The 12,935-nt window shown below is 73.7% G+C and carries 13 protein-coding genes; 3 read left to right on the plus strand and 10 right to left on the minus strand.

Translation table 11 applies throughout. The features are described from left to right. From ABT093_RS36325 to rimP, 4 genes are all read right to left on the minus strand, one after another. The coding region (locus ABT093_RS36325) for a translation initiation factor IF-2 N-terminal domain-containing protein (RefSeq protein WP_350571592.1) at positions 1 to 399 on the minus strand (399 nt) is incomplete at its 3' end. Positions 400 to 611: 212 nt separating this feature from the next. Continuing rightward, positions 612 to 857, minus strand: coding sequence for a YlxR family protein (locus ABT093_RS36330; RefSeq protein ID WP_350571593.1), 246 nt, complete (start codon positions 855 to 857; stop codon positions 612 to 614). 127 nt (positions 858 to 984) lie between these two features. After that, entirely contained in the window at positions 985 to 1,986 is a 1,002-nt protein-coding gene (gene nusA, locus ABT093_RS36335; protein ID WP_350571594.1) for a transcription termination factor NusA, read from the minus strand. Between the two features lie 57 nt (positions 1,987 to 2,043). Beyond that, on the minus strand, positions 2,044 to 2,565 hold the full coding sequence (rimP, locus tag ABT093_RS36340) for a ribosome maturation factor RimP (RefSeq protein WP_350571595.1): 522 nt from the start codon (positions 2,563 to 2,565) through the stop codon (positions 2,044 to 2,046). A gap of 804 nt (positions 2,566 to 3,369) precedes the next feature. On the opposite strand from rimP, the gene ABT093_RS36345 reads away from it, so the two are divergent. Both ABT093_RS36345 and ABT093_RS36350 read left to right on the plus strand, forming a co-directional pair. After that, entirely contained in the window at positions 3,370 to 3,783 is a 414-nt protein-coding gene (locus ABT093_RS36345; protein ID WP_350571630.1) for a ferritin-like domain-containing protein, read from the plus strand. A gap of 384 nt (positions 3,784 to 4,167) precedes the next feature. After that, positions 4,168 to 5,070 carry an aminoglycoside phosphotransferase family protein gene (locus ABT093_RS36350; protein WP_350571596.1) on the plus strand — a complete coding sequence of 301 codons (903 nt, stop codon included), beginning with the start codon at positions 4,168 to 4,170 and terminating at the stop codon, positions 5,068 to 5,070. Here ABT093_RS36350 and ABT093_RS36355 read toward each other — a convergent pair. The 5 genes from ABT093_RS36355 to dxr form a co-directional block, all read right to left on the minus strand. Further along, entirely contained in the window at positions 5,043 to 5,615 is a 573-nt protein-coding gene (locus ABT093_RS36355) for a GNAT family N-acetyltransferase (RefSeq protein ID WP_350571598.1), read from the minus strand. The two genes, ABT093_RS36350 and ABT093_RS36355, sit on opposite strands and share 28 nt — an antisense overlap. 34 nt (positions 5,616 to 5,649) lie before the next feature. Continuing rightward, on the minus strand, positions 5,650 to 6,525 hold the full coding sequence (locus ABT093_RS36360) for a GNAT family N-acetyltransferase (RefSeq protein ID WP_350571632.1): 876 nt from the start codon (positions 6,523 to 6,525) through the stop codon (positions 5,650 to 5,652). A 155-nt stretch (positions 6,526 to 6,680) separates the two neighbouring features. Then, complete coding sequence (gene ispG / locus ABT093_RS36365) at positions 6,681 to 7,841, minus strand: flavodoxin-dependent (E)-4-hydroxy-3-methylbut-2-enyl-diphosphate synthase (protein ID WP_350571600.1); 1,161 nt, start codon at positions 7,839 to 7,841, stop codon at positions 6,681 to 6,683. Between the two features lie 140 nt (positions 7,842 to 7,981). Continuing rightward, on the minus strand, positions 7,982 to 9,286 hold the full coding sequence (locus ABT093_RS36370) for a M50 family metallopeptidase (RefSeq protein WP_350571601.1): 1,305 nt from the start codon (positions 9,284 to 9,286) through the stop codon (positions 7,982 to 7,984). 78 nt (positions 9,287 to 9,364) lie between these two features. Then, positions 9,365 to 10,594 carry a 1-deoxy-D-xylulose-5-phosphate reductoisomerase gene (gene dxr, locus ABT093_RS36375; RefSeq protein WP_350571603.1) on the minus strand — a complete coding sequence of 410 codons (1,230 nt, stop codon included), beginning with the start codon at positions 10,592 to 10,594 and terminating at the stop codon, positions 9,365 to 9,367. A gap of 89 nt (positions 10,595 to 10,683) precedes the next feature. Between dxr and ABT093_RS36380 the strand changes: the two genes are divergently transcribed. Beyond that, positions 10,684 to 11,349, plus strand: coding sequence for an NAD(P)H-binding protein (locus ABT093_RS36380; protein ID WP_350571605.1), 666 nt, complete (start codon positions 10,684 to 10,686; stop codon positions 11,347 to 11,349). Positions 11,350 to 11,419: 70 nt separating this feature from the next. On the opposite strand, the gene ABT093_RS36385 is transcribed toward ABT093_RS36380, so the two are convergent. Next, entirely contained in the window at positions 11,420 to 12,862 is a 1,443-nt protein-coding gene (locus tag ABT093_RS36385; protein WP_350571606.1) for an aldehyde dehydrogenase family protein, read from the minus strand. Positions 12,863 to 12,935: the final 73 nt, after the last annotated feature.

A 12,935-nucleotide genomic window follows, 5' to 3' on the forward strand; every position in this document is an offset into this window, starting at 1 on the left:
CCCTAGAACTACACTACGGACACCACACTCTTCCCCTCCCCCCCGCTCTCCGGATCGGGCGGCCGGCGCCGCGGCCGCGGGACCCGCGGCCGGGGTGGGACGGGGACCAGGGGCCGCGCTCGGGCGCGGACCCGGGGTCGGGCCACCCGGCTTGGGTGCACCCGCGGCCGAACCGGCCGCGGGCTGGGGCGCCGCGGGCTTCCGCGGGCCCGGCTTGGCAGCGGAACCACCACCGGTGGGGGCCACACCAAGCGCGTCAGTCAACTTGCGTACGACCGGCGCCTCGATCGTCGAGGACGCCGAACGGACGAACTCACCCAGCTCGGTGAGCTTGGCCATGACGGCCTTGCTCTCCAAACCAAGCTCCTTGGCGAGTTCGTAAACCCGGACCTTAGCCACTTCACTCCTGTCTATGAGTCCGGGGGTCTCGTCCGCCGGACCGTCGCTACTTCATGGGCGTACCCATCGCGTACTCATCGCGTACTCATCGAGTGCTCATCGCAATCTCGACCTACTTCCACATCGCGAGGTACCTGACTGGTGGCACGGCGTACGGCTGCCCGCGCGCCGTGCTTGTTGCGGTGGTTCTCCGCCGCGCGAGCGGCGGGCCGTCACGGGGAGCTGACGCTCACCCGCTGCTCGATGTACTCGCGGAGCCGCCCGGTGTCGAGCGCGCCCTGGAGCCGGAAGGCCCGGGGGAACGCCCGTCGGCGGACCGCGAGGTCGAGGCAGGCCGGTTCGGGGTGCAGGTGTGCGCCCCGGCCCGGCAGTGCGCCACGGGGATCAGGGACGCAGACGCCCTCGACCGCCGTGACACGCAACAGCTGGTGCTTGGCCGCGCGCTTGCGGCAGCCCACGCAGGTGCGTTCCGGGCGTGCTCGGACATGCGTCCGGCCAGACGAAGGCAAGTCTACCCCTCCGAAGGGACATGGCGCCGCCCCGCCGATCCCGGGGGAACGGCAGGGACGGTTCCGGCAACAACGACTACGGGGCCGCGGATTCCTGCTCGCCGCCCTCGGTGTCCGGCCGGATGTCGATCCGCCAGCCGGTCAGACGGGCGGCGAGGCGGGCGTTCTGCCCCTCCTTGCCGATCGCCAGCGACAGCTGGTAGTCCGGCACGATCACCCGCGCGGAACGCTGGACGGCGTCCACGATCTCCACGCTGGTCACCCGGGCGGGGGACAGCGCGGCGGCGACCATCTCGCGCGGGTCCTCCGACCAGTCGACGATGTCGATCTTCTCGCCGTGCAGCTCGCCCATCACCGCGCGCACCCGGGAGCCCATCGGACCGATGCAGGCGCCCTTGGCGTTCAGCCCCTGGCGGCGCGACCAGACCGCGATCTTGGTCCGGTGGCCGGCCTCACGGGCGATCGCGGCGATCTCGACGCTGCCGTCCGCGATCTCCGGGACCTCCAGCGCGAACAGCTTCTTCACCAGGTTGGGGTGGGTGCGCGAGAGCGTCACCGAGGCCCCGCGCACACCGCGGCGCACGGCCACGACGTAGCACTTCAGCCGGGTGCCGTGCCGGTAGTCCTCGCCCGGGACCTGCTCCTGCGGCGGCAGGATGGCCTCCAGCTTGCCGATGTCGACCAGCACGTTCTTCGGGTCGTTGCCCTGCTGGACGACACCGGTGACGATGTCGCCCTCCTTGCCCGCGTACTCGCCGAAGGTCTGGTCGTCGGCGGCGTCACGCAGCCGCTGCATCATGACCTGCATGCCGATGCTGGAGGCGATCCGGCCGAAACCGCTCGGGGTGTCGTCGAACTCCTTCGGCTCGACGCCCTCGTCCAGCTCCGACGCGTCCTCGGTCGCCCAGACCGTCACGTGGCCGGTCCGGCGGTCCAGCTCGACCCGGGCGCGACGGCGCGAGCCCTCGGTGCGGTGGTACGCGGTGAGGAGGGCCGACTCGATCGACTCGACCACGAGGTCGAAGGGGATGTTCTTCTCGCTGACCAGCGCGCGCAGGGCACTCATGTCGATGTCCACGGCTACGCCTCCTCGTCTTTCGTCACGTTCATCATGGTGCGGTTGGTGCGCAGGTCCTCACTCCGCACCGTCGTCCCCCTCGTCGAGCAGCAGCTCGTCGTCCTTGCGGTTGAACTCCACCTGGACGCGCGCACGGGCGACCTCGCCGTACTCAAGACGGCGCTCCTTGGGCCGGCCGCGGCCCTTCACCGGCTGCACCTCGACCAGCGCGCCGTCCTCGTCCGCCTCCAGCACCCGCGCGACGATCTCCCCGCCGTCGACCAGGTGGACCTTGGCCAGCCGGCCCTCGGCGCGGATCCAGTGCCGCGGCGCGCTCAGCGGACGCTCCGCGCCCGGCGAGCCGACCTCCAGGACGTACGCCCCGGAGCCCATCACGTCCGACTCGTCCAGCGCCTCGCCGACCACCCGGCTGAACTCGGCGATGGTGTCCAGGTCCACGCCGCCGTCGGCGTCCACGTCGATCTGCACCTGACGGCGGCTGCCCGCCTGGGTGACCTTGACGTCCTCCAGGTCCAGGCCCGCCTGCGCGGCCAGCGGCTCCAGCAACGCGCGCAGCCGGTCGGTGTGGGTGGTGCTCATCCGGGTGGACTCCTCGGCCGCGTCTGCTGTTGTCGGAAGGTCGCCCCGCGCCCCCGGCGCCGGTGCGGCGCGCGGCCGGGTCGCGGCAGCTCGGCCCAAAGCCTAGCCGGTGAACCCCCCAACCACCGATTCCGGCCCCGGCCCCGCCCGATCCGGTGCGAGCAAGCTCACACGCCTCCCGCACGAACTCATCCGCGCCCACGGACGTAAGGATTCTGTAATCATTCACGCCATCGAGGGCAGGCGGGCAGGCCGTCCTCCCGTACACGCCCCGGAGTGACACCCATGCAGCCGCCCAGCCGACGCGCCTTCCTCACCCTCGGGCTGCTCACGCTCACCGCCTGCACCGGCGGGCACGGCTCCGACCCCACCGCCCCGGGCGGCGACCACCGGCGGCCCGACCCCGACGAGCCGGTCCGCCTGCGCGCCGTCGCGGCCACCGACACCCTCCTCGCCGGCTACGACGCCCTCCTCCCCCAGGCCCCGCAGCTCCAGCCCCTGCGCGCCGAGGTCGCCCAGCACCGCGCCGCCCTGCAGCCCACCACCACGACCGCCACCACCCCCACCACCGCACCCACCGCCCCTCCCCCCACCCTGGCCGCCCTGGCCGCCCTCGAACGCCAGACCGCCCAGTCCCGCCTCGCCGACCTCGGCGCCGCCTCCCCCCAGCTGGCCCGTCTGCTGGCCTCCGTCTCCGCCGCCGGCGTCCGGCACGCGGTCGCCCTCGGCGACACCGCCCCCTCCCCCGCCCCCACCGCGACCCCCACCGCCCCCGGCGAGACGGCCACCCCCTTCCAGGACGCCCTGAGCGCCGAACACGCCGCCATCTACGGCTACGGCGTGGTCGGCGCCCGCCTCCCCGACGACCAGCAGCGCACCGACGCCCGCACCGCCCTGGCCGCCCACCAGTCCCGCCGCGACGCCTGGCAGCGCCTCCTCGCCGCCACCGGCGCCACCCCCGCCGCCGCGGCCGCCGGCTACCAGCTCCCCTTCCCGGTCACCGACGCCCCCGCCGCCACCCGCCTGGCCGCCCACCTGGAAACCCGCCTCACCACCGTCTACGCCGACCTGGTCGCCGCCGTCCCCCCCCCCCACCGCACCGCCGCCGCCGACGCCCTGCGCGAATGCGCCCTCCGCGCCCACCACTGGGGCGCCACCCCCACCGCCTTCCCCGGCCTCCCCGACACCAGCACCCCGACACCCGCCCCCACCCCCTGACGCCCGCCCCTCACCCCCAAGCGGGCGCGGGCAAAGCCCCGCGCCCGCAAAAAAGCCACCCACCCACCCACCCACCCACCCACCCCCGCCCCTCCCGACCCCCCACCAGGCGAGAGGGACGCGCTGCGGGAGGGGGCGGCGTAGGGGGGGTGGCCGCGGAGAGGGGCGTCGCGGGTGATCTTCGGACTGCCAACAGCGAGCACCCCACCTCCACCCCACCGGCAGTCGGAAAATCATCCAGCCCCCGGAGCGGTCACCCCCGGAGCCGACCCCGCGCCCACCCTCCCGAGAGCCGCGCCGCACACACCCACACTGCACACACCCACGCCGCCGCCGACAATGGACCCCGTACCACCACGGGGGACCCACAACCGGAAGGCCAGCATGTCGGCAGCAGCACCCTTCACCGTCCCCGACTGGCTCACCCGCAGCATCACCGCCACCCACCCCGCCGAGGCCGCCGCCTGGCTCGCCGGCCTGCCCGCGCTCGTCTCCGCCCAGCTCACCCGCCTCGGCCTCACCCTGGACCGCGTCCTGGACCCCGGCGGCACCCTCAGCCTCGTCGCCTACGTCCACCGCGACGACGACCTCGGCCCCGCCGCCCTCAAGGTCTCCCTCCGCACCCCCGAGACCGCCCACGAGCCCGAGGCCCTCACCGCCTGGGCCGGTCGCGGCGCCGTCCTGCTCCTCGACGCCCACCGCACCGAGAGCTCCGGCGTCCTGCTCCTGGAACGCCTCCACGGCGAGGTCCCGCTCCGTTCCCTCGCCGAACCCAAGGCCATGCTGGAGGCCACCAGCCTCCTCCACCGCCTGTGGCTCCCCCGCCCCCCGGACCACGGCTTCCCCGGGCCCGCCCCCGTCCCGGCCCCCGAAGCCCCCGCCCTCCCCGAAGCCGCCCCCCTCCTCGCCGAGGCGCGGGAGACCGCCACCGCCCTCGCCGCCTCCGCCACCGAGCGGTTCCTCCTCCACGGCGACTTCCACCACGGCAACGTCCTCGCCGCCGACCGCGCCCCCTGGCTGGCGATCGCCCCCCGCCCGCTGGCCGGCGAACGCGCCTACGACCTGGCCCGCCTCGCCCTGGACCGCGCGGACACCCTCGTCGGCTCCCCCGGTCTCCCCGCCGCCGTCCGGCGCCGCCTGCACCAGCTCGCCGAGGCCCTGGACGTCGACCGCGAGCGGCTGCGCGGCTGGACCCTGGTGCGCGCCGTCGACCTGGCCCTGGCCGCCCTCGCCGCGAACCGCCGCCCCGAGGCCGAGCTCTACCTGGAACTCGCCGGCGCGCTCTGAGCCGGGCCGCCGCCAGCCCCCCGCAGCGGCAGCGTCGCCCCCATCACCGCGTACCGCCGCTCCGTGTTCGGGAAGTGCACGGCCCGCGCGAGGTCCCGGTAGCCCAGCGCCCGGTAGAGCCGCCGGGCCGGCGTCTCGGCGTCGATCGCGGAGAGGATGCTGCGGTCCAGCCCGGAGCGCGCGGTGAGCGCGCGGATCAGCGCCGAGCCGGCCCCCCGCCCCTGGAACTCCGGCAGCACGTGCAGTTCGGTGACCGCGAAGACGCCGTCCAGCCAGTCCCCGTGCCCCCGGGCCACCAGGTAGGGCTCGATCACGGTGCTCCACCAGTGCTCACGGTGGTTGGGCATGCCGTACCCGAACCCGACCAGCCGCCGGCCGTCGAAGGCCCCGAACGCGATCACCCCGGGCTGCTGGGCGTGCCGTCCGACGATGTGCAGCCGGACCATGACCTCCTCCGGCGTGAGCCCGAACGCCACCGCCTGCACGTCGAGGGCCTGCGGAGCCCACGCCGCGAGGTCGATGGCCTCGATCACCAGCCCGGCCACCCTGCTCTCCCCGGTCAACCCGATCCCCGCCCCCTCAGAAGAGCACGCTCATGAACGCCCCGACCTCCCGGAACCCCACCCGCCGGTACGCGGCCCGCGCTCGCAGGTTGTAGTCGTTGACGTACAGCGAGACCACCGGCGCCACCTCCCGCAGCGCGATGTCCAGCACGGCCGCCATCCCCGTCTCGGAGAGGCCCTGCCCGCGGTGCCCGGGTGCCACCCAGACCCCCTGGATCTGGCAGGCTCCCTGCGTGACGGCCCCGATCTCCGCCTTGAAGACGACCTGCCCGTCCTCCCCGAACCGGGCGAACGAGCGCCCGGTGGAGACGAGTTCGGCCACCCTGGCCTGGTAGAGCAGCCCCCCGTCGCCGGCCAGCGGCGAGACCCCGACCTCCTCGGTGAACATCGCCACGCAGGCCGGCATCAGGGTGTCGATCTCGCCCCGCCGCACCCGCCGCACCAGCGGATCGGGCCCGATCTCGGCGGACGGCACGCTCGTCGCGAGCAGCGGCTGGTGCGCCCGCACCTCCCGGGCCGGCCCCCAGCTGCGTTCCAGCAGCGCCCACAGCGCCGCGGTGGGCCCGGCCGGGCCCACGATGGAGGAGCAGCGGCGCCCCTGCCGCCGGGCCCGCTCGGCGAAGGCCTGGACGGCCTGCGGACCGGCGTTCACCAGCACCAGGTTGGCCCCGGCGTAGCAGAGCGCGTCGAGTTCGCCGTTCTCGTCGTACCAGCCCCACATCTCGCCGCCGAGCCGCCAGGGGTCGAGGCCGACGGCCTCCACCCGGGTGGCGACGAAGGCGTTGGCGACCGGGTCGCGGTGGAGGACGGCGAGGGCGTCGGCGAGGTCCGGCGGTTCCAGCACGCGGGTGGTCGCCAGGGCGCGGGCGGCCTGGAACGAGCTGGGGAGCATCACACCTCGATCGAGCATCGAGACAGCACCTTACTGAGACGACTCTGGCCGCACCCTACTCCGTGGCCCCGCCCGGCTACGGCCGCGGGGCCGTCCGCGCACGGACGGCCCCGCTTCCGGAAGAACTGCGCAGACCTACCCGGCACCGGGGTGGGTCACTCGCCGGCGGTGACGGTCGGCGCGCCGGACTCGACGCCCTCGGCCTCCATCTGCTCGGCGATCTTGAAGGCCTCCTCGATCAGGGTCTCCACGATCCTGGACTCCGGGACGGTCTTGATGACCTCGCCCTTGACGAAGATCTGGCCCTTGCCGTTGCCGGAGGCGACACCGAGGTCGGCCTCACGGGCCTCGCCCGGGCCGTTGACGACGCAGCCCATGACCGCGACGCGCAGCGGCACGTTCATGCCCTCCAGGCCGGCCGTGACCTCCTCGGCGAGCTTGTAGACGTCGACCTGGGCGCGGCCGCAGGACGGGCAGGAGACGATCTCCAGGCCGCGCTGGCGCAGGCCCAGCGACTCCAGGATCTGGTTGCCGACCTTGATCTCCTCGGCCGGCGGGGCGGAGAGCGAGACCCGGATGGTGTCGCCGATGCCCTCGGCGAGCAGCGCGCCGAAGGCGACCGCGGACTTGATGGTGCCCTGGAAGGCGGGGCCGGCCTCGGTGACGCCGAGGTGCAGCGGGTAGTCGCAGGCGGCGGCGAGCTGGCGGTAGGCGTTGATCATCACGACCGGGTCGTTGTGCTTGACCGAGATCTTGATGTCGCGGAAGTCGTGCTCCTCGAACAGCGAGCACTCCCAGAGCGCGGACTCGACCAGCGCCTCGGGGGTGGCCCGGCCGTACTTCTCCAGCAGGCGCTTGTCGAGCGAGCCGGCGTTGACGCCGATCCGGATCGGCACGCCGGCGTCCTTGGCGGCCTTGGCGATCTCGCCGACCTTGTCGTCGAAGGCCTTGATGTTGCCCGGGTTGACGCGGACGGCGGCGCAGCCGGCGTCGATGGCCGCGAAGACGTACTTCGGCTGGAAGTGGATGTCGGCGATCACCGGGATCTGCGACTTCTTCGCGATGATCGGCAGCGCGTCGGCGTCGTCCTGGGAGGGGACGGCGACCCGCACGATCTGGCAGCCCGAGGCGGTCAGCTCCGCGATCTGCTGCAGGGTGGCGTTGATGTCCGAGGTCACCGTGGTGGTCATGGACTGCACCGAGACGGGGGCGTCGCCGCCGACCGGCACGTTGCCGACCATGATCTGGCGGGAGACACGGCGCTTGGCGAGCGGCTTGAGCGGCAGAGACGGAATACCGAGCGAGATCGCGGTCATGTGCGCAGGGTTCCCCGGGGTTGAGGTGTGGTCGGTCCGGCCGCTGGGACGGCCGAGCCCGGACGCGCCGACGATCGCACGCCCGGGCTCCAACGGTACGGCACGGGAACGGGCGTCCGCGCACCCGCCGTCCCGCCGGTCTAACTGATCTTGACGGGGTTCACCAGGTCGGCCACGAGCACCAGCAGGGTGAAGCCGATGAACACGCTGGCCACCACGTAGGCGAGCGGCATCAGCCGGGCCACGTCGAACGGACCGGGGTCGGGGCGGCGGAACAGCCGGGCGAAGCGGCGGCGCACCGACTCCCAGGCCGCGCCCGCGATGTGGCCGCCGTCCAGCGGCAGCAGCGGCAGCATGTTGAAGAGGAACAGCGAGAGGTTGATCCCGGCGAGCAGGTTGACGAAGTAGGCGACCCGCTGGCTGCCCGGGATGTCCAGGGCGAACACCTCGCCGCTGACCCGGGCCGCGCCGACCATGCCGATCGGCGAGTCGGCCTCGCGCGGGGTGCCGTCCACCACCGAGTGCCACAGGCCCGGGATCTTGCCCGGAAGCGCGGCGAGCGACTTCACGCCGTTCTCCGCCATGTCGTACATCCGGTCGACGGACTGCCCGAAGCCGAGCTGGACCACGCCGCTGGCCGGGGTGAAGCCGAGGAAGCCGGCCCGCACCGTCTCGCCCTTGACCGGCCGGCCGTCGGAGTCGTACTTCTGCACGTCGTTGACGGCGATGGTCGGGGTGAGGGTGAGGCGCTGCCCGTCGCGCTCGACCACCAGGTCGACCCGCCGGCCGGCGGACTTCCGGATGTCGTCCTGGAGCTGCTCGTAGCCGGTGATCCGGTCGCCGTCGAAGGAGACCACCTTGTCGCCGGGCTTCAGCCCGGCCTGGAAGGCGGGCGCCACCGGCGCGTCGGCCGGGCAGTTGTCGGTCGGCTGGCCGGCCTTGACGACGCACTCCGAGACGGTGCCGATGGTCGGCACCGACATCGGGACGCCGAAGCCCATCAGCACGGTCAGGAAGAGCCCGAAGGAGAGGATCAGGTTCATGAACGGCCCGGCGAACATGACGATCACGCGCTTCCACGGCTTGCGCGTGTAGAAGAGCCGGCTCTCGTCGCCCTCCCTGACCTCCTCGTACGAGGCCTCCCGGGCGTCCTCGATCATGGTCCGCCAGGGCGAGGTGGAGCGCTGGGTGATCCGCCCGTCCGCGCCGGGCGGGAACATCCCGATCATCCGGATGTACCCGCCCAGCGGAATGGCCTTGAGGCCGTACTCGGTCTCGCCCTTCTTCCGTGACCAGACCGTCGGGCCGAAGCCGACCATGTACTGCGGCACCCGGATGCCGAACAGCTTGGCCGTGGAGAGGTGGCCGAGCTCGTGCCAGGCGATCGAGAAGAGCAGTCCCAGTACGAAGACCAGGATGCCGACCACCGTCATCACCGTTGCCACCGCTGCTCCTCCGTCATGCCGCTCCGCTCATCCTGTCGTCGTACCGGTCGTCCGGCGCTGCCGTCCGGGGGACCCGGATCAGCCTGCGGCCAGCTCGCGGGCCCGGGCGCGCGCCCAGTCCTCCGCGTGCAGGACGTCCTCCACCGTCAGCGAAGTTCCCGCCGCCGGGGTGCCGTGCTCGGCCACGACCTTCGCCACAGTGTCCACGATCCCGGTGAAGGCGAGGCGGCCGTTCAGGAAGGCCTCCACGCACTCCTCGTTGGCCGCGTTGAACACCGCCGGGGCGGTGCCGCCCAGCGTGCCGACCTCGCGGGCCAGCTCGACCGCCGGGAAGGCGTCGTTGTCCAGCGGGAAGAACTCCCAGGTCGCCGCCTTGGTCCAGTCGCAGCCCAGGGCCGCGTCCGGCACCCGGTCCGGCCAGCCCAGGCCCAGCGCGATCGGCATCCGCATGTCCGGCGGGCTCGCCTGCGCCAGCGTGGAACCGTCCGTGAACTCCACCATCGAGTGGACGACCGACTGCGGATGGACCACGACCTCGATCCGGTCGAACGGCACGTCGTACAGCAGGTGCGCCTCGATCACCTCCAGGCCCTTGTTCACCAGGGTGGCCGAATTGATCGTGACGACCGGGCCCATCGCCCAGGTCGGGTGCGCCAGCGCGTCCGCCGGGGTGACGCCCGCCAGCTCGGCGCGGCCGCGGTTGCGGAACGGGCCGCCGCTCGCGGTCACCACCAGCTTGCGGACCTCGGCCCGGGTGCCGCCGGCCAGCGCCTGGAACAGCGCGGCGTGCTCGGAGTCCACCGGCACGATCTGCCCCGGCCTCGCGACCGCCTTCACCAGCGGACCCCCGACGATCAGCGACTCCTTGTTGGCCAGCACCAGCACCCGGCCGGCCCGCAGCGCGGCCAGCGTCGGGCGCAGGCCGATCGAGCCGGTGATGCCGTTCAGCACCGAGTGGCACTCCATCGCCGCCAGCTCCGTCGCCGCGTCCGGACCGGCCAGCACGGCCGGCAGCGCACGGCCCGCCGCCTTCGCCGCCAGCGCCTCGCGCAGCGCCGGCTCGGCCGCCGGCTCGGCCACCGCCACGGTGTGCACGCCCAGCCGCAGCGCCTGCTCGGCGAGCAGTTCCACCCGGCCGCCGGCGGCCGAGAGGGCCACCACCCGGAACCGGTCCGGGTTGCGCAGGACCACGTCGATGGCCTGGGTGCCGATCGAACCGGTGGAACCGAGGATCACCAGCTCCCGGGGGCCGGAGGGGGTGGTCACCTCGGGGGTGAACCGCAGCTGCGGGTGGGCGAGCGAAGTCATGCGCCCATTGTGTCCTGCCCGGCTCCCGGCCCGGCACCACGGGACCGTTCCCGGGACGCCGGGCGCGCTCCCGGGCTACCGTCGGAGCCATGCGCATCGTCATCGCCGGGGGCCACGGACAGATCGCCCTCCGCCTGGAACGGCTGCTCGCCGACCGCGGCGACCGCCCCGCCGGAATCATCCGCCGCCCCGAACAGGCCGACGACCTCGTCGCCGCCGGGGCCGAACCGCTGCTGCTCGACCTGGAGGCCGCCGCCCCGCCGGAACTCGCCCGGCTACTGGAGGGCGCGGACGCCGTGGTGTTCGCGGCCGGCGCCGGGCCGGGCAGCGGGGCCGCCCGCAAGCTCACCGTCGACCGGGACGCCGCCGTGCTGCTCGCCGACGCCGCCGTGCTGGCCGGCGTGCGCCGGTACGTCATGGTCTCCGGGATCGGCGCCGACGCCCATGCCGGCTACCCCTCCGACGAGGTCTTCGAGACCTATCTGCGGGCCAAGGGCGCCGCCGACGACGCCGTCCGGGCGCGCACCGCGCTGGACTGGACGGTGCTGCGCCCCGGCCGCCTCACCGACGGCCCGGGCACCGGTCTGGTCCGGCTCGCGCCGAGCGTGTCGCGCGGGTCGGTCGACCGGCAGGACGTCGCCGCCGTGCTCGCCGGGCTGCTGCACGAGCCCGGCACCGCCGGACAGACCCTGGAGCTGGTGGCCGGCAACGCGACCGTGGCCGAGGCGGTCGCGGCCGTCGCCGGCCACGGCTGAACCCGGCCACGGCCCGGCACGCGCGAGGGCCCGGCCGCACGGTGCGGCCGGGCCCTCGCTCAGGTCACCCTCAGAGGTCGAGGCCGGTGAGGACCAGGACCTTCTCGACGGTGTAGTCGTCCATCGCGTACCGGACGCCCTCACGGCCGACGCCGGAGTCCTTGACGCCGCCGTACGGCATCTGGTCGGCGCGGTAGGACGGCGCGTCGCCGATGATCACACCGCCGACCTCCAGCTCCCGGTGGGCGCGGAAGGCGGTCTGCAGGTCGTGCGTGAACACACCCGCCTGCAGGCCGAACAGCGAGTCGTTGACGGCCGCGAAGGCCTCGTCCACGCCGTCCACCTTGTGCAGCGACAGGACCGGGCCGAACACCTCGGAGGTGGCCAGGATCGCGTCGGCCGGCAGCTCGGCCAGCACGGTGGGGGCGTAGGTCGCGCCCTCGCGGGTGCCGCCGGTGAGCAGCTTCGCGCCCTTGGCGACCGCGTCGTCCACCCAGGACTCCACCCGCTTGGCGGCGTTCTCGTCGACCAGCGGGCCGACGTCCGTCGCGTCGTCGTTGGGGTCACCGGTGACCTGCGCCCGAACCTTGGCGACGACCTTCTCCGCCAGCGCGTCGTACACCGACGCGTCGGCGATCACCCGCTGCACCGAGATGCAGGACTGGCCGCCCTGGTAGTTGGCGAACATCGCGATCCGGGTGGCCGCCCAGTCCAGGTCCGCCTCGGAGGACCAGTCGGCGAGCACCACGGCCGCCGCGTTGCCGCCCAGCTCCAGGGTGGTGTGCTTGCGCGGCACCGAGTCCATGATCTGGTAGCCGACCTTGTCCGAACCGGTGAAGGAGATCACCGGCAGACGCGGGTCCTGCACCAGGGCCGGCATCCGGTCGTTCGGCACCGGCAGGACGCTCCAGGAGCCGACCGGCAGGTCGGTCTCGGCCAGGATCTCGCCCAGCACCATCGCCGACAGCGGGGTGGCCGGGGCCGGCTTGAGGATGATCGGCGCGCCGACCGCGATCGCCGGGGCGATCTTGTGGGCGACCAGGTTCAGCGGGAAGTTGAAGGGGGCGATGCCCAGCACCACGCCGCGCGGGAAGCGCCGCACCACCGCGAAGCGGCCCGTGCCGCCCGGGTCGGTGTCCAGCCGCATGGTCTCGCCGTTGGTCCGGCGGGCCTCCTCGGCGGCCCAGCGGAACACCGAGACGGCGCGGCCGATCTCACCGCGGGCCCACTTGATCGGCTTGCCGTTCTCGGCGGTGATCAGCTGGGCGATCTCCTCGGTGCGCTCGGTCAGCCGCCGGGCCACGTGGTCCAGGGCGGCGGAGCGCACGTGCGCGGGGGTCGCGGCGAACACCGGCAGCGCGGCGACGGCGGCCTCCAGGGCCTCCTCGACCTGCGCCTCGGTGGGGATGCTCACCTTGCCGACCAGGCGGCCGTCCCAGCTGTTGTGCACCTCGAAGTCGGCGTCGCCGCTCGCCCGGCGGCCGGCCAGCCAGAAATCGTACGTGGTGGTCACCGTGGTACCGGCCCTCTCCTCGTCGTCCTCACGCCCCACGGACGTGGAGCCAGAACCGAGGGTAGGGCGGCCG

The organism is Kitasatospora sp. NPDC002551, assembly GCF_040296005.1.
GTDB lineage: Bacteria > Actinomycetota > Actinomycetes > Streptomycetales > Streptomycetaceae > Kitasatospora.